Raw genomic sequence first — 17313 nt, forward strand, 5'->3', positions numbered from 1 at the left:
AGCTCTGCTCTTTCAGGGCGAGCGTCTGTAGCATAGGTTGGGCAAATGATCGAAGGGCTTGCAGCAGGGGCACCTCCCGGTGGGAATGTGCCGGAATATAGTGTCTCCGAAATTTCCGGGGCTATCAGGCGCACGCTTGAGGGCACGTTTGGCCGTGTGCGGGTGCGCGGTGAGATTACCGAATTCAAGCGCTACCCCTCCGGCCACCTCTATTTTTCCCTCAAAGATGAGCGCGGCAAAATTTCCGGCGTCGTGTGGCGCGGCTCGGTCTCTCGCCTTGGGCTGGTGCCGGAAAACGGGCTGGAAATCATCGCAACCGGCAAGATTTCCGCTTACGGCGAACGCTCAAGCTATCAGCTTGTGGTGGAGCGGATGGAGTATGCGGGGGAAGGTGCCCTGCTGGCCCGCATTGAACGCCTGCGGCTGAAACTGGCGGAAGAAGGCCTGTTTGACGCTGAGCGCAAACGCCCCCTGCCCCTGCTGCCGCGTGTGATCGGGGTGGTGACCTCGGCGCAGGGTGCTGTGCTGCATGATATCTGCACGACCCTCCTGCGTCGCTTCCCGCGCCCGGTGCTGGTGTGGCCCGTGGCTGTGCAGGGGGAAGGTGCAGCCGCACAGATCACGGCGGCTATTAACGGATTTTCCGCGCTGGATGGCAGCGGCAATGTGCCGCGTCCGGATGTGCTGATTGTGGCGCGTGGTGGTGGGTCTCTGGAAGACCTGATGGCGTTTAATGATGAAGCCGTGGTGCGTGCCGCCGCTGCGTCCAGCATCCCGCTGATTTCCGCCGTGGGGCATGAGACCGATACGACGCTGATTGATTTTGCCTCGGACCGGCGAGCCCCCACGCCGACCGCTGCGGCAGAACTGGCGGTGCCGGTGCGCACGGAAATGCTGGCGGAGCTGGAGCATCGCGGGGCACGCGCGCTTGGGGCGTTGTCTCGTATGCTGCAAACGGCCCGGCTGCGGCTGGACCGGGCAGCGGCGGCCCTGCCTGATCTGCCCGGTCTGCTGGGCACGGCGCGGATGATGCTGGATGACCGGGGGCGCAGGCTGGATGTTGCCCTGCCCGGCTTTGTGCAGGGGCGGCGTGTGGCACTGGTGGCGGTGGAGCGGCATATGCCTGCGGTGGATACGCTGCTCTCGGGCCGCCGCACCCGGCTGGCCTTGCTGGGCAGTGCTTTGCAGACGGGTCTGCGGCATAGCCTGCAAGTGAGGGAAGCCCAGCTGGGGCGGTTGCGGATTTCTCCGGCGCCGCTGGCGGCGCTGGTGCGGGAACGGCGCGCAGCACTGGTGGGTGTTGGTGGGCAACTGGAAGCAGTGTCTCCACAGGCGGTGCTGGCGCGGGGCTATGCATTGGTGACGGCCGGTGGCCAGCCCGTAACCTCTGCGCGCAAGCTGAAGGTGGGGGAAGATGTTGTGCTGACCTTTGGTGATGGCCAGCGTGACGCCGTGATTACCCGTAAAAAGCCTGCGAAAGCTGAACAGACGACTTTGGAACTGTAAGGGGTTATAGAAGCCCGGTTGAGCTTGAATTCTGATCCTGTCTATGGTGTCAGGCAGTGCAGAATACATAGAGAGAAACGGGGGCTGTGAGGCCCAACCTGCTTTTAGGGGACTGTCCGCATGTCTACGCGTTTTCTTCGCCCGCTGGGTTATTGCCTTGCTCTGGGGCTTCTTGCGGGCTGTGCTGCCCAGCCCGCCGCACAGCAGAAGGTGCCGTTACAGACCTTCCCGCCGAACATGGCCATCCAGCAGGGGAACCCTGTGGATGAAAGCCATCTGACGAACGATCCGTCCGCCCCGGCCAACACGCCGCTGTGCGGCACAGCCGCGCGGGAAAGTCAGGCCATGGCGACGCAGAACTATCCGCAGCCGCTCACCAGTGGGAACAGCTGTGTGCAGAATGCCTGCTTTAATACCCAGACGGGCACCTATATTGCTGCAGATGGGTCTGCCCGCGTCTGCCGCTAATCCTGAGTGGCCTTTTCTGCCAGCCTTTTTGCTGGTAGTGAGGGCCCTGCCGCGAGAGTGACGGAATCGGTAGACGTAGTCGGCTCAAAATCGACCGCCGCAAGGCATAGGGGTTCGAGTCCCCTCTCTCGCACCACAATTTGTCTCACTTCCTTGAAACCGGACAGGGTGATGACCTCCACACATTCCGAAAATTCCTCCCGTCCGGCTTGCCGTCCTGCCAATCCGTGTTTTTCCTCCGGCCCCTGCGCCAAGCGCCCGGGGTGGGATGTCTCTGCGCTGAGCAATGCGCTGACGGGCCGTTCCCACCGTTCTGCGGAAGGACGGGCCAGACTGGCGGAGGTGATTGACCGCTCCGCAGCTATTTTGGGCATTCCCGAAGGCTGGCGTGTAGGAATTGTCCCGGCGTCCGATACTGGCGCTGTGGAAATGGCCCTGTGGTCCCTGCTGGGGGCCCGGCCTGTAGATGTGCTGGCGTTTGAAAGTTTTTCCTCTCTGTGGGCGCAGGACATTGTCTCTCAGCTTAAACTGGACAATGCGCGGGTTCTGAAAGCCGATTACGGTCAACTGCCTGATCTTGCTCAGGTGGACTGGACGCATGATGTGGTTCTGGCCTGGAACGGCACCACGTCCGGTGTGCGCCTGCCGTCTGCTAACGCCATTCCGGCGAAGCATGAGGGGCTGGTCATTTGCGATGCAACCTCTGCCGCCTTTGCGATGGATCTGCCGTGGGACCGCCTGGATGTGGTCACATGGTCCTGGCAGAAAGCACTGGGGGGTGAGGCTGCGCACGGCATGCTCGCGCTTTCCCCACGTGCTGTGGAGCGGCTGGAAAGTTTTGAAGCGCCGCGGCCCCTGCCCAAGATTTTCCGTCTGATGGGCAAAGGCAAGCTGATTGAAGGTATCTTCCGGGGCGACACCATCAACACGCCCTCCATGCTGTGTGTGGAAGATGCGCTGGATAGCCTGAAATGGGCTGAGTCCGTTGGTGGTCTGGCTGGGCTGAAGGCGCGCAGTCAGGCCAATCTGGCGGAAGTAGCCGCATGGGAAGCCAAAACAGACTGGGTGGAATTTCTGGCTCGTAACGAGGCAGAGCGTTCCTCCACCGCAATCTGCCTGCGCATTGTGGCCCCGTGGTTTTTAGCACTGGAGCGCTCCGAGCAGATGAAGACTGTCAAACAGATGGTCGCTCTGCTGGATAAGGAAGGCGTGGCGTTTGACATTGCCAGCTATCGTGATGCCCCGCCGGGTCTGCGGATCTGGGGTGGTGCGACGGTGGAAGCCTCCGACGTCAGCGCGCTTCTGCCCTGGCTGGACTGGGCGTTTGCACAGGTTGCGCCGGTAGCCTGCCCGGCCTGAAAGCCTCGCGTTTCAAGAGGGCTTCGGTGGTAGGGACCGAAGCCAGAGGCGCCGGGAAAGCGCTGTCTTTCCCCTGGTGATTTTCACACGGTTCGTGCCGCCCGGACTGTATCGCCTGAGAATCGTTTTCTACGAAAAACAGGGTGGACGAACCGCCTGATCCAACGCATCGTCTGAGCGCCAGCTTAAAAAGCAAAAACCAGACAGAAGTGCAGGATCATGGTGGGACAGATTACCCTTTCAAAACAGAAATCCGTTTTGCAAAAAAAGAGCCTGTGGGCGAGCGTTGCTCTGTCCGGGGTGTTGCTGGCGGCAACTCTTCCGGTCGCGCAGGCCGCAGCTCCGGCAGCGGATGCTGCTCAGGCGCATGATCCGCTAAGCGTGCAAACCGGCAGCGATATTCCGGCCAGTGTGCATATGCCAACAGACCAGCAGCGTGATTACATCAAGCGCGAGGTTATGGTCCCCATGCGGGACGGCGTGAAGCTCTATACGGTTATTGTCATTCCGAAAAACGCCCGGAATGCTCCAATCCTTTTGACACGTACCCCCTATAACGCCAAAGGCCGGGCTAACCGTGTGCCCAATGCCCTGACCATGCGGGAGGTTCTGCCGCAGGGGGATGATGTGTTTGTAGAGGGCGGCTATATCCGCGTGTTTCAGGATATTCGCGGGAAATATGGCTCTCAGGGCGATTATGTGATGACGCGCCCCCCGCACGGCCCGCTAAACCCCACCAAAACGGATGAAACCACCGACGCGTGGGATACGGTGGACTGGCTGGTGCATAATGTGCCGGAGTCCAATGGCCGTGTGGGTATGACAGGCTCGTCCTATGAGGGCTTTACTGTTGTCATGGCGTTGCTGGACCCGCACCCTGCCCTGAAAGTCGCCGCACCGGAAAGCCCGATGGTGGATGGCTGGATGGGAGATGACTGGTTCCATTATGGCGCGTTTCGTCAGGGGGCGTTTGACTATTTTGTCAGCCAGATGACAGCGCGCGGCGGAGGGAATGATATTCCCCGCAGAGATGCTGATGACTACACCAATTTTCTGAAAGCCGGATCTGCCGGGAGTTTTGCGACACAGGCCGGTCTGGACCAGTATCCATTCTGGCAGCGTATGCACGCACACCCGGCGTATGATGCGTTCTGGCAGGGGCAGGCGCTGGATAAAATTCTGGCTCAGCGCAAGCCGACAGTTCCGATGCTGTGGGAACAGGGCTTGTGGGATCAGGAAGATATGTGGGGGGCCATTCATGCCTGGCAGGCGTTGAAGGATGCGGACGTTAAAGCCCCCAATACGCTGGTGATGGGCCCCTGGCGGCATAGTGGGGTGAACTATAACGGCTCCACACTTGGCCCGCTGGAATTTGAAGGGGATACAGCCCACCAGTATCGGCGTGATGTCTTCCGGCCTTTCTTTGATGAATATCTGAAACCGGGCAGCGCATCTGTGCATCTGCCTGACGCCATCATCTACAATACAGGGGACCAGAAATGGGATTATTACCGTTCCTGGCCGTCTGTATGTGAAAGCAACTGCACCGGCGGCCTGACGCCACTTTATCTGGCAGATGGGCACGGGCTGAGCTTTACACGCCCGGCAGCAGATGGGGCGGACAGCTATGTGTCTGACCCGGCGCATCCGGTTCCGTTCATCTCCCGCCCCTTTGCTTTTGCGCAGGGGAGCCGGTGGAAGCCCTGGCTGGTGCAGGACCAGCGGGAAGCTGAATCCCGCCCGGATGTGGTGACCTATGAAACGGAGGTGCTGGACGAACCTGTGCGCGTGAGCGGTGTGCCGGTGGCAGATCTGTTTGCCGCGACAAGCGGCACGGATTCAGACTGGGTGGTGAAGCTGATTGACGTACAGCCTGCCATGACACCGGATGATCCCAAAATGGGTGGGTATGAACTGCCTGTGTCCATGGATATTTTCCGGGGCCGCTACCGGAAGGATTTTGCTAAACCGGAAGCGCTTCAGCCTGATGCAACGCTGCATTATCACTTCACTCTGCCTGCTGTGAACCATGTGTTTGCAAAAGGGCATCGGATTATGGTGCAGATCCAGTCGTCCTGGTTCCCGCTTTATGACCGGAATCCGCAGAAGTTCGTGCCGAACATTTTTGATGCAAAACCGGCAGATTATACCGTGGCGACGCAGAGCATTCATCATGGTGGCAAGGAGGCGACCTCCATTCTGCTCCCGGTTGTGAAACAGTAAGAGGCCGGTATGGTTCAGACCAAATTCCAGATGTCGCATCTGACCGCATCTGAAATGCGGGAGGCTGTGGCGCGCTCCCCTGTTATTCTTTTGCCATTAGGCAGTTTTGAAGATCAAGGACCGCATATGCCGATGGGGGACTACCTTCTGGCAGAGGCCATGGCGGAGAAAATCGCCAGAAAGGCCTCTGCTGCCGGGCATGAGGTGTATGTTGCGCCTGTCCTGCCTTTTGGTGGCGCTGATTTTTTTGGATACATGCCGGGTGGCATTGCGCTTTCCCAAAGTACTTTGCAGGCTGTCTTGCGGGATATGCTGGACAGTCTTCTTCGGCATGGTCTTACCCGACTTATTATTTTGAACGGGCATGGTGGAAACTGCACCATGATTCATGATGTCACACGCAGTATCTGGCTGCGGGATAATGTTGTAGTCCCAAGCTTTTATCTGTGGCGTGTTGCTGCCAGTTTCTTGCCCCAGATTGTTGGCGCAGAGCAGGCCGCGCAGTCCGGCGGCCATGGTGCAAACCCGTTGACAAGCATTGGGATGCATGTGCTGCCTGATCTGGTTCGGGATGATCGTATTCCTCAAAAGTGTGAAGATAAAACAGCATGGGGTCTGAATGTTTCAGATTTTGGCACGCTCGATCTGGATGGCGCTCTGATTTCTGTGCCGCTGGAGGGGGATTGCACAGCATCGAATGGGGTTGGACGCGGAGACCCGCGTCTTTGCTCAGCAGAAACGGGTGCGCGCCTGACAGAAAAGCTGGTGGAAACAGGCGTGAAACTGGTTGAGCATGTGGTGAAGCAGGACGTGCAAGAGGTCTCCAACAAAGAAGACTGAAAGTCTTTGTCGGATAGAAAAGTATTTTGCTCCGTAAAGAGCTTATAAAAAAGGCGACAGAGAGGACTCTGTCGCCTTTTGTGTCTTTAGAAAAACGCTGGATCAGGCTGGAGCATCAATCGGCACGACGTTGATGAGCTTCTTGTTAACGAACTCTTCAATTCCCAGCATGGCGAGTTCTCGCCCATAGCCGGAGCGTTTGACGCCGCCAAAGGGCAGATCTGGCCGGGTCCATGTCGGGTGGTTGATATAGACCATGCCGGTGTAAATCTGCTTGGCAACCTCAACACCGCGTTTGGTATCTTCTGTAAACACGGAGCCACCCAGCCCGTAAGGCGTGTCATTGGCCAGTTCAATGGCTTCCTGCTCGTCCTTAACGGTAAAAAAGAGCGCCACGGGTCCAAAAAATTCCTGATGGAAAGCAGGATTATCGCGTGTCAGGTCAGTCAGGATCGTGGTCTGAACAAAGGCGCCCTTGTTTGGCGGCGTCGGGCCGACCCGGTGCGCTTTGGCCCCATTTTTGACCGCGTCTTCAACCTGCTGATTCAGCTGATCTGCTGCAGACTGGGAGGACATGGGCGGCACGCCGGTTGCGTCATCAGACGGATCTCCGGGTGCCAGTTTTGCAAGTTCTTCACTAAAGCGTTTGAAAAACTGGTCTGCAAGGCTCTCCTGCACAATAATGCGCTTGGACGCCACGCAGCATTGGCCACCATTATTCATGCGGCCCCAGACAGCCCATTTAACGGACTTTTCAAGGTCAGCATCATCCAGAACAATGAAGGCATCACTGCCACCGAGTTCCATGGTGGTTTTTTTCAGGTTCTTGCCAGCCTGTGCCGCAACAGTGGCCCCTGCCCCTTCACTCCCCGTCAGGGCTATGCCCTGAATGCGCGGGTCATCAATCAGTTTTTCCAACTGCTGACGTGTGGCGAACAGGTTTGTATAGAGCCCTGCGGGAGCGCCTGCGTCATGGAAGAGTTTTTCAAAAGCAGCGGCGCATTGCGGAACAATGGAGGCGTGTTTCACCACAACCACGTTCCCTGCCATCAGATGCGGCCCGGCGACGCGGGCCAGCTGGTAGTAGGGGAAGTTCCACGGCTCAATGGCCAGCAGGATACCGAGCGGCTGGCTGATGAGCATGGCGTCATCCCCACGCTCGCTGCCGCCGGGCACTTTCTGCGGTGCCAGAAATTTTTCAGCGTTGTCGGCATAATAATCAAGAATATCAGCAGAAAGAGCAACTTCTCCTAATGCTTCACGCTTGAGTTTGCCCATCTCCAGCGTGAGCAGCTTTGCATACTCTTCGCTTTGCTCGCGCAGCAGGCTGGCAGCTTTGTGCAGGATGCTGGCGCGGTCAGCAAAGGATTTTCCACGCCAGCTTTTATAGGTTTTCTCTGCCTGTGACAGCAGAGAATCCAGTTCGGCATCTTTCAGGTCAGGAAAAGTGGCGATCGTCTCGTTGGTGTACGGATTGACAGTCTTGTAAGCCATATTCGTGAGCCTTTCCGAATGCCTCGGAAGTATCAGGCCCGAAAGTCGATTACGATCCGGCCTTCCACCTTACCTTCCTCGAGGCGTTCAAAAATAGAGTTTATATTCTCCAGCCGGTCTGTCTGCGTTACCGATTTCACTTTCCCATCGGCAAAGAAGGACAGAGCCTCAATCATATCAAGGCGCGTCCCGACAATGGATCCGCGGATGGTGGTGCCATTCATCACCATATCGAAGATCGAAATAGGAAAATCGCCCGGTGGCAGGCCATTCAGAACAAGTGTTCCCCCAGCCCGGACATACCCCATGGCCTGCGAAAAAGCCTTGATGGAAACAGCGGTAATCAGGCCGCCGTGAACACCACCAACTTCCTTTTGCATAAAAGCCGCCGGGTCTGTCTCTCTGGCATTAACGGTCAGAGCCGCGCCGAGTTTCCGGGCGATGGCAAGTTTTTCATCGTCAATATCAACAGCCACCACATTCAGGCCCATGGCGACGCCATATTGCACCGCCATTTGTCCCAGTCCGCCAACGCCGGAAATGGCCACCCAGTTCCCGGCCTTTGTGTCGGTCATTTTCAGACCTTTATAGACCGTCAGGCCGGCGCACAGCACGGGGGCGACCTGCACAGGGTCTATGCCTTTGGGGAGGAGGGCGACGTAGTTGGGGTCTGCCACCACATATTCTGCAAAACACCCATTGACGGAATAGCCGGTATCTTCCTGTTTGGCGCACAGAGTTTCCCAGCCGCCAAGGCAGTGTTCACAATGGCCGCAGGCGGAATACAGCCAGGGCACACCCACTTCATCCCCTACCTTCACATGCGTGACAGCACTGCCTGTTTTTACAACAGTGCCGACGCCTTCATGGCCGGGAATAAACGGAAGGGTCGGTTTTTTCGGCCAGTCTCCATCAGCGGCATGCAGGTCTGTATGACAGACACCGCAGGCAATCATTTTGACCAGAATTTCGTTCGGACGGATATCAGGAATATCCAGTTCTTCAATGCTCAGAGGTTTGCCGAATTCGCGCACCACTGCCGCTTTCATTTTTCCTGACATTGTCTCAGTCCCTTTTTGTTTTCGTTGCTGGAAATATATTCCAGAGAGCCCCGTCTTTTTTATATGCGTGGCGCGGCTCTGTTATCAGGAATTTCCTCCTCTCACTAGGCAGAGTGTGATGAAAAACTGCATTGACATGCATCAAAAAAATCCTGTCACGGCAGGGTTTCCATGACAGGACGCGGGAATGGGGATTTTTAAAGACTGTCCTGAGGTCAGCTATCTTTTTTAAGCTGGCCAAACGGTGCCCAGCAGCGGCCATCGCGGGCCAGAAGAGCATCTGCTCCAGCGGGGCCGGTGCTGCCTGCCTCATAAAATTCCGGCGCGGTGGTAGCTTTGCTCCAGGCTTGCAGAACCGGGTCCACGGCCCGCCAGCCGGCCTCGATATTATCGGCGCGCTGGAAGAGCGTGGCGTTGCCCTGCAGGCAGTCATACAACAGGGTTTCATAGCCCACATTGGGGATCGCCCCGAAGGCGTTCTGGTAGCGGAACTGGGAGACCACTTCTTCCACCACTGTTTCCGGGCCGGGATGCTTGGCGTTGAAATGCAGGTCCGCCCCTTTTTCTGGCCGGATATTATAAACAAACCGATTAGGCGCTTGCGGCGTGCCGTCGGCTGTATGGAACAGGGGGTGCGGTGTCTGTTTGAACTGCACCACAATTTCCGTCACGTTGGAACTCAGGGCTTTGCCGGTGCGCAAGTAGAAGGGCACCCCGGCCCAGCGCCAGGTATCAATTTCAATTTTCAAAGCCGCATAGGTTTCCGTGGTGCTGGTCGGGCTTACGCCGGGGCTGGCGCGATAGGCGTCAATGTCACGCCCGGCGACTGTCCCTGCGGTATATTGTCCGCGCACGGCATTTTCCGGCATGATGGGCCGAATGGCGTCAAACACCTGTTGCTTGGCATTGCGGATGGCTTCAGCCTTCAGGGATGAGGGCGGTTCCATAGCGACCAGCGCGAGCAACTGGAACAGGTGGTTGGGCACCATATCCCGCAATGCGCCTGTGGCATCGTAAAACACGCCGCGTCCTTCAACAGAGAGTGTTTCTGCTGCGGTAATCTGAATGTGGTCGATATAGTCGCGCCGCCAGAGCGGGTCGAACAGCAGATTACTGAAGCGGAGCGCCAGCAGGTTCTGCACGGTCTCCTTCCCCAGAAAATGGTCCACCCGGTAAATCTGTGTTTCCTTGAGGAAGGACAGCAGATGTGCATTCAACGCCTGTGCGGAGTGCAGGTCTGTGCCGAACGGTTTTTCCACCACCAGCCGCCGGAAGCGGTCGGGCGCTTCCTCCATTAATCCGGCGCGCGCCAGACTTTCCGCAGCCGTGCCGAAGAAGCGCGGCGGTGTGGCGAGGTAGAAGACGGCGTTGCCCTCGCCGATATCGGGGGCCAGCTCCTTTAGCGCGTCAACAGATGTAAAATCCAGCGCACGGTAGGACATCCGGCTGGCAAGCCAGGACCACGCTTCTTCATTGATGCTGACAGTATAAAATTCAGCATGTCTGTCCTGCGTGAAGCTTTCCATCTTGCTGCGCAGGGAGGCCACCCAGCTTTCCGTCGTCTCCTTCTCAAGACTGACGCCGATAATCCGGAAATCATCTGGCAGAAAACCGTTGCAGGTCAGGTCATACAGCGCGGGCACCAGCAGCCGATGAGTCAGGTCTCCCGCCGCTCCGAGGATCACCAGTGTCCCGGCCGGGGCCGGATGGGTGGCCGCAGGGGCGACAACCGGGGTGGGCATGCCGGGAGATGCGGGGGCTGAAGTCATATTTCATTTCTCCTTGCGCGACGGAAGGGCATGCCCCGCAATTCCATTTTTACCCGGTTTGGTCTAGGTTTCCTGCCCGGTCAGGCTTTGGCAGGAATGAGTAAGGGATAGAGTTATGGGGTATCGGGTTGCAGTTGTAGGCGCCACCGGAGCAGTAGGGCGTGAAATTTTAAAGACACTGGCCGAGCGGGAGTTCCCCGTTGACGATATTGTTGCGCTGGCGTCACCACGGTCTGCCGGGCGTGAAATCTCGTTTGGGGATCGTACGCTCAAGGTCCGGAATCTTGAAACCTTTGATTTCAAAGGCTGGGATGTTGGTCTGTTCTCCCCCGGGGGTGAGGTCTCGGCCAAATATGCTCCCATTGCTGCCAAAGCAGGCTGTGTGGTGATTGATAACACCTCCCACTTCCGCATGGACCCGGATGTGCCGCTGGTGGTGCCGGAAGTAAACCCGGATGCGCTCAAGCGCATGAAGCGCAACATTATTGCGAACCCGAATTGCTCGACCATTCAGATGGTTGTGGCCCTCAAGCCGCTGCATGACCTGTTCACGCTCAAGCGCGTTGTGGTCTCCACCTATCAGGCGGTGTCCGGTGCGGGCAAAGACGGCATGGACGAGCTGTTTTCCCAGACGCGCGGCAGCTTTGTGACTGACCCGCCGAAGATCGAGCAGTTTCAGAAGCAGATTGCCTTTAACTGCATCCCGCAGATTGACCGCTTCATGGATGATGGGGCGACCAAGGAAGAATGGAAAATGGCCGTGGAGACGAGAAAAATTCTCGATCCCGACGTGTCCGTGATTGCCACCTGCGTCCGCGTGCCGGTGTTTATCGGCCATTCTGAAGCCGTTGTGGCGGAATTTGCAGAGCCTGTGGATCTGGCCCGTGCGCGTGAAGTTCTGCGTGAAGCAGAAGGCGTGATTCTGCGCGATGAGCGTGAAGATGGCGGCTATGTGACTCCGATTGAGTGCGTGGGTGAAGATGCAACCTATGTCTCACGCCTTCGTGTCGATCCGACGGTTCCCAACGGCCTCGCGTTCTGGTGCGTGTCCGATAATCTGCGGAAAGGTGCGGCTTTGAACGCAGTGCAGATTGCCGAGACGATGATTGCCCTGGACCTCCTGCCCAGACACGGCTGAGTGAGGTCGCCCCGGCTCGCGGGCTCGTGTTGGCTGGCTGAATTGACCGGTCTGGGGGTTGGGGCGTAGGACAAATTTCGATGCAGAAACGCCGGTCTGAGCCGGTGTAAGGGATAGACGGACAGGATACGAGGCTGACAATGCAGGATATCCGCAAGGCCCTCTACGTAGGGACCCGAAGTGACGGCAGACTCATTCAGCGGCCCATGTCGCCGCATCTGCAAATTTACCGCTATCGCCTGTCCATGGTTCTTTCAATTTCGAACCGCCTGACGGGCGTTGCCGCAACCGGCGGCGCTGCTCTTGGCGTGTTCTGGCTGGCTGCTGCCGCCAAAGGACCGAAAGCGTTTGCTACAGCGCGCAAGGTGACAGGTAACCCCGCAGGGCAGTTGCTGCTGGTGGGGTGGCTGGCTTCCGTTGTGTATCACACGGTGGGTGGCATCCGGCATCTGATCTGGGATAGCGGCAAGCGCTATGACAAGGAAGAGCTGAACAAGGATGGCCCGGTTGCCGTGGGTGTGACCGCCGGTGTCAGCACTGTGCTGGCCGCGGGCCTTCTGGGCGTTGCCGCCAAACGGGCGCGCGCTCTGGCCAAAGCAGGAAAGGCATCCTGATATGACTGATTCCGCTCCTCATATTGAGGTCATGCGCTCACAGCTGAGCCGTGCCCGTGGACTTGGAGCCGGTGGCTCCGGCACAGGGCACTGGTGGGCCGAGCGCGTGACGGCGGCGTCTCTTCTGCCGCTTTCAACATGGTTTATCGTCCAGATGTTCCGCCTTGGCGGCGCAGACCATGCAGAAGTTGTGAAGTGGGGCGGCAAGCCGGTGAACGCCACCATGCTGACCGCGCTGATCATCACGACCTTCTACCACGCGCAGCTCGGCCTGCAGGTGATTGTGGATGACTATGTTCACGGCAAGGCGCATCTGCCGACCCGTATTCTGGTCAAGCTCGTTACCTCCCTGCTGGGGCTTCTGGGCGTGTTTGCCGTAATCAAGCTTGTGGCTGCCGGTAGCCGGCGGTCCTGACCAGACCTGAACGCTGTGCCGCCTGTTTGCGCCACATGTCGCGGCGGCACGAAATCTGAAGACATGACAGGCCGAACGCACATGGGAGCGCCGTCACGATGAATGCCAATACCTCTCCGTCCCGGGGAGCTTACCGGATTGTCGATCACGCTTATGATGTCGTGGTTGTTGGAGCAGGCGGTTCCGGCCTGCGCGCCACGCTGGGCATGGGGGCCGCGGGCCTCAAAACTGCCTGCGTGACCAAGGTTTTCCCCACACGAAGCCACACGGTGGCCGCTCAGGGCGGCATCGGGGCCTCTTTGGGGAACATGGCCGAGGATAACTGGCGCTGGCATATGTATGACACCGTAAAAGGGTCAGACTGGCTGGGTGACCAGGACGCCATTGAATTCATGTGCCGCGAGGCTGTGCCCGCCGTGCAGGAACTGGAACATTTCGGTGTGCCGTTCTCCCGCACGGAAGATGGCAAGATCTACCAGCGCCCCTTTGGCGGCCATATGAGCGAATACGGCAAGGCCCCTGTGCCCCGTGCCTGCGCTGCGGCTGACCGGACAGGCCATGCCATTCTGCACACGCTGTATCAGCAGTGCCTGAAGCATAACGTCGAATTCTTTGTCGAATACTTCGCCATTGACCTGATTATGGACGATAAAGGCGAGTGTCGTGGCGTTATGGCCTGGTGTCAGGATGACGGCACGATCCATCGCTTCAACGCCAAGATGGTGGTGCTGGCAACGGGCGGTTATGGCCGTGCTTACCAGTCCTGCACCTCGGCCCATACCTGCACGGGTGATGGCAATGCCATGGCCATGCGGGCCGGCCTGCCGACGCAGGATATGGAATTTGTGCAGTTCCACCCGACAGGTATTTACCCCGCAGGCTGCCTGCTGACTGAAGGGTGCCGTGGTGAAGGTGGGTATCTGACCAACTCCGAAGGCGAACGCTTCATGGAGCGTTATGCGCCGACGGCGAAGGATCTTGCATCGCGTGACGTGGTCTCCCGCGCCATGACGATCGAGATCAAGGAAGGTCGTGGCTGTGGACCGAAGAAAGACCATATCATGATGCATCTTGAGCATCTTGGGTCTGATCTTCTGCACCAGCGTCTGCCGGGCATTCTGGAAACGGCGCGTATTTTTGCCGGTGTGGATGTCACCAAGGAGCCGGTGCCGGTTCTGCCGACGGTGCATTACAATATGGGCGGGATTCCGACCAATATTCATGGTGAAGTCATTCGCCCGACGCCGGATAACCCGGATGCCGTTGTTCCCGGCCTGATGGCTGTGGGTGAGGCCGCCTGTGTGTCCGTGCATGGTGCGAACCGTCTGGGCACAAACTCCTTGCTGGATCTGATTGTGTTTGGTCGCGCTGCGTCCAAACGGGCTGCGGAAATTGTCAAACCGAGCGACTTTATCAGACCGCTGCCGCCGGGTGCCGGGGATGCTGCGCTCGACCGTCTGGACAAGCTGCGTTACGCCAAGGGCGGCACGAAAGTTTCCGCCATGCGGGACCGTTTGCAGCGTGACATGCAGACGCATGCAGCTGTTTTCCGCACAGAGGAAAGCCTGCAGGAAGGCGTGGATAAAATTCACCAGATCTGGGACGACCTTGGAGATATTTCCGTCTCTGACTCGTCACTCATCTGGAACAGTGACCTGATGGAAGCACTGGAATTTGAAAACCTTCTGGCTAATGCAACCGCTACGCTGGAAAGCGGGCTTGCCCGGCACGAAAGCCGCGGCGCGCATGCACGGGATGACTTCCCCAAACGCGATGACAAGGAGTGGATGAAGCACTCCGTTTCCTGGCTGGATGAAAAGGGCGGCATCAAGCTGACCTATCGTCCGGTGCATTTGAAGACCCTGACGGATGACGTTCAGGTCTTCCCACCCAAAGAGCGCGTTTACTGAGCCGACGGGAAGAACGGGCGAAAAAGGGAGGCGAACATGGTCGAACTCAGACTGCCGCGCAACAGCGAGATCGGGAAAGGTAAAACCTATCCCGCGCCAGCCGGGGCTAAAAACGTCAGGACGTTCAGGGTTTATCGCTGGACGCCGGATGATGACAGAAATCCGGTAGTGGATTCCTATGAAGTGGATCTGGATACCATCGGGCCAATGGTGCTGGACGCCATTATCCACATCAAGAACGATGTGGACCCGACGCTGACATTCCGCAGGTCCTGCCGTGAAGGGATTTGCGGCTCCTGCGCGATGAACATTGACGGTGAAAACACGCTGGCGTGCCTGAAGCCGATCAAAGACATCAAGGGCGATGTGCGCATCTATCCGCTGCCGCACATGCCGATTGTCAAAGATCTGGTTTCCAATCTGGATGGCGCCTATGCGCAGCTGCGGGCCATTAACCCGTGGTTGCAGTCAGACAGTGCGCCGCCGCCGGATGCCGAGCGCAAGCAGAGCATTGAAGAACGCGCCAAGCTGGATGGCATGTGGGAGTGTATTCTGTGCTTCTGCTGCACAACATCCTGCCCGTCTTACTGGTGGAATGGCGATAAGTATCTGGGGCCAGCTGTGCTGCTGGCGGCGTATCGCTGGATTGCGGACAGCCGTGATGAGCATACGGGCGACCGGCTGGATGGGCTGGAAGATACCTTCAAGCTCTATGCCTGCCGTACCATCATGAACTGCACGCAGACCTGCCCCAAAGGCCTGAATCCTGCCAAGGCGATTGGCCGGATTAAAGAGTTGCAGATTGAACGGAAAGTCTGAGAACCGCTCTTTACTCTGATCGGTTATTGGTCTTCCGGCCCGTAAGGGTTTTTTAGAAGACAAGAGAAACCCGGTGCGTCATTCAGACGTTCCGGGTTTTTTGTTTTGAAATTAAAAATGCATCAAAACGGATGCTTGAGATCATAGTTAAAAAATAGTCTCAAAACATAAGGAAAACGGTGTGCAAGAGAGAGATAGCAGGGTTAGTCTGTTTTTCTCAGAAATGATGCCCCGGATGGTTTCTCCGAGGCTTGCCGTAGGATTGAAATATTTCCTGATCGGCCTTGTTGTGGTGTATGCCCTGAGTTATTGCGTCGTCCCGTTTTCGGACGGGGACCCGGCGTATTACGTGCTGATTGGCCGTGGTCTGCTCCGAGACCACCTTCTGCCCTACAACTATGCTTTTGATCACAAGCCCTTTGGCGTTTATCTGTTTTATGGGCTTTGGGACAGGATCGCCCCCTTTACGCCGGGAAAATTTACGCTTCTGGCGGTGCTGTTAAGCGGGGCTTTTGTCACCATCAGCCGGGCGTTCGGGGTCTTTAATCGCACTGTTGCCTTTGTCATCCTGACTGTTGGCGGCGCGATTTTTGACGTGCTATCCGGCAATACGGAACTTGTTCTTGTGGTGGGTGAAGCGCTGATTCTGGCGTTGATGCTCAAAGGGATAGAGACACACAAAACGGCTCTGTTTTTTCTGGCAGGCTGTCTTGCAGCTTTGACCGTCAATGTGAATTATCTGGCGGGCGTCTGTCTTCTGGGGCCTATGGCTCTGCTTCTGTTTTTTCCCGGCTGGTTCCGTCTTTCCCGCTGTGTGGTGACGGGGCTGGGAGGCGTGGTCGGTCTGATCATTCTGTTTTTACCCTACCTGATTGTTGGGCATGGCGCGTTGCAGACCTATTTTTCCATGCAGAGAAGTTTTCTGCATATGTATGGTGGCGCGCTTTCCGACCGGTTGCAGTGCGTCTTCTGGATGACGTTTTATCTGGGGCTCATGCTACCCATCATACTTGGTTGGATCAGGCGTTTTCCATTTGATCTGGCGGATGAAGCCTCACGTCGCAGCATGATTTTGCCTGTCTGGCTTGCCTCATCCTTTCCGGCAACGCTGCTGTCCGGCCATCCATATCAGCATTATTTCATTCTCTGTTTTGCGCCTGCCACACTCATGCTGGCGATTTTGTTTCGGGAAGACGCATTGCCTCCCCGTCTTGCTCTTCTGCCTCTTTGGGTCTCTTCCGTGTTTTTCATGGGGACAGCGGTGAAGAGGAATGTGACGGTCGCTCTCTACACGTCGCGCGTGGATTATGCAGAGATTGCCCGGCAGGTTGGGCATGCCAAAGTTCTGGATATCAGAACGTTCCATGCTGTTTTCTACCTGTCTGATTTAAAGCCCTTTGATGTGTATCTGTTTAGTGACCACATCGATATTTTCTTCCGGCAGAACGCCTGGAAGCGTTATATGCAGGATCTCCGGCAGCAGCCGTTATATGTCGTGGCCCCTTATATGGGCTGCGAAAGACATGCGGTTGAGGCTCCCGTCTGCCAGTGGCTGCAGGACCATTACACCCAGACTTACACGGTGAATGTTCGGCATATTCATAAGAACAGGCCGAATAAGTTTTCGTTGTCGCTCTACAAGCTTCGGCCTCAGACAGAACCGGACGCACCGAAGCTTCTGCCCGGCCGGTAAAATA

General features: G+C 57.4%; 14 protein-coding genes and 1 tRNA gene. 12 read left to right on the plus strand and 3 right to left on the minus strand.

Features of this window, described 5'->3' with window-relative positions; translation table 11 throughout:
* Positions 1-45: 45 nt before the first annotated feature.
* The 6 genes from xseA (at position 46) to ACHQGU_RS00140 (ending at position 6396) form a co-directional block, all read left to right on the plus strand.
* Positions 46-1506: an exodeoxyribonuclease VII large subunit gene (gene xseA, locus ACHQGU_RS00115; RefSeq protein WP_395495494.1), complete on the plus strand. Its 1461-nt coding sequence runs from the start codon at positions 46-48 to the stop codon at positions 1504-1506.
* 120 nt (positions 1507-1626) lie between these two features.
* A complete protein-coding gene (locus tag ACHQGU_RS00120) occupies positions 1627-1974 on the plus strand; it encodes a hypothetical protein (protein ID WP_062250383.1) in 348 nt (115 codons plus the stop codon).
* A gap of 51 nt (positions 1975-2025) precedes the next feature.
* Positions 2026-2110 (plus strand) — tRNA-Leu (locus ACHQGU_RS00125).
* Positions 2111-2145: 35 nt separating this feature from the next.
* Positions 2146-3333: a phosphoserine transaminase gene (locus ACHQGU_RS00130; protein ID WP_395495495.1), complete on the plus strand. Its 1188-nt coding sequence runs from the start codon at positions 2146-2148 to the stop codon at positions 3331-3333.
* A gap of 219 nt (positions 3334-3552) precedes the next feature.
* Positions 3553-5556, plus strand: a complete 2004-nt coding sequence (locus tag ACHQGU_RS00135; protein WP_395495496.1) for a CocE/NonD family hydrolase — start codon at positions 3553-3555, stop codon at positions 5554-5556.
* A gap of 9 nt (positions 5557-5565) precedes the next feature.
* Positions 5566-6396: a creatininase family protein gene (locus tag ACHQGU_RS00140; protein ID WP_395495497.1), complete on the plus strand. Its 831-nt coding sequence runs from the start codon at positions 5566-5568 to the stop codon at positions 6394-6396.
* 102 nt (positions 6397-6498) lie between these two features.
* Here ACHQGU_RS00140 and ACHQGU_RS00145 read toward each other — a convergent pair whose 3' ends face one another.
* The 3 genes from ACHQGU_RS00145 to zwf form a co-directional block, all read right to left on the minus strand.
* Positions 6499-7890, minus strand: a complete 1392-nt coding sequence (locus ACHQGU_RS00145; protein WP_395495498.1) for an NAD-dependent succinate-semialdehyde dehydrogenase — start codon at positions 7888-7890, stop codon at positions 6499-6501.
* Between the two features lie 32 nt (positions 7891-7922).
* Positions 7923-8951 (minus strand): alcohol dehydrogenase AdhP, encoded by a 1029-nt coding sequence (gene adhP, locus ACHQGU_RS00150; RefSeq protein WP_395495499.1) that lies wholly within the window; start codon positions 8949-8951, stop codon positions 7923-7925.
* A 215-nt stretch (positions 8952-9166) separates the two neighbouring features.
* Positions 9167-10720: a glucose-6-phosphate dehydrogenase gene (gene zwf, locus ACHQGU_RS00155; protein WP_395495500.1), complete on the minus strand. Its 1554-nt coding sequence runs from the start codon at positions 10718-10720 to the stop codon at positions 9167-9169.
* A gap of 115 nt (positions 10721-10835) precedes the next feature.
* Between zwf and ACHQGU_RS00160 the strand changes: the two genes are divergently transcribed.
* The 6 genes from ACHQGU_RS00160 to ACHQGU_RS00185 all read left to right on the plus strand — a co-directional run bounded on the left by ACHQGU_RS00160 (position 10836) and on the right by ACHQGU_RS00185 (position 17309).
* A complete protein-coding gene (locus ACHQGU_RS00160) occupies positions 10836-11858 on the plus strand; it encodes an aspartate-semialdehyde dehydrogenase (RefSeq protein ID WP_062141174.1) in 1023 nt (340 codons plus the stop codon).
* 140 nt (positions 11859-11998) lie between these two features.
* Positions 11999-12472 (plus strand): succinate dehydrogenase, cytochrome b556 subunit, encoded by a 474-nt coding sequence (gene sdhC, locus ACHQGU_RS00165; RefSeq protein WP_061501373.1) that lies wholly within the window; start codon positions 11999-12001, stop codon positions 12470-12472.
* Between the two features lies 1 nt (position 12473).
* Positions 12474-12887 (plus strand): succinate dehydrogenase, hydrophobic membrane anchor protein, encoded by a 414-nt coding sequence (gene sdhD / locus ACHQGU_RS00170; RefSeq protein WP_062141172.1) that lies wholly within the window; start codon positions 12474-12476, stop codon positions 12885-12887.
* A 98-nt stretch (positions 12888-12985) separates the two neighbouring features.
* Positions 12986-14797: a succinate dehydrogenase flavoprotein subunit gene (gene sdhA / locus ACHQGU_RS00175; protein ID WP_062141170.1), complete on the plus strand. Its 1812-nt coding sequence runs from the start codon at positions 12986-12988 to the stop codon at positions 14795-14797.
* Positions 14798-14833: 36 nt separating this feature from the next.
* A complete protein-coding gene (locus ACHQGU_RS00180; RefSeq protein WP_062141168.1) occupies positions 14834-15616 on the plus strand; it encodes a succinate dehydrogenase iron-sulfur subunit in 783 nt (260 codons plus the stop codon).
* A 235-nt stretch (positions 15617-15851) separates the two neighbouring features.
* On the plus strand, positions 15852-17309 hold the full coding sequence (locus tag ACHQGU_RS00185) for a hypothetical protein (RefSeq protein ID WP_395495501.1): 1458 nt from the start codon (positions 15852-15854) through the stop codon (positions 17307-17309).
* Positions 17310-17313 lie beyond the last annotated feature (4 nt).

It is taken from the genome of Acetobacter sp. KSO5 (assembly GCF_044094635.1).
GTDB lineage: Bacteria > Pseudomonadota > Alphaproteobacteria > Acetobacterales > Acetobacteraceae > Acetobacter > Acetobacter cerevisiae.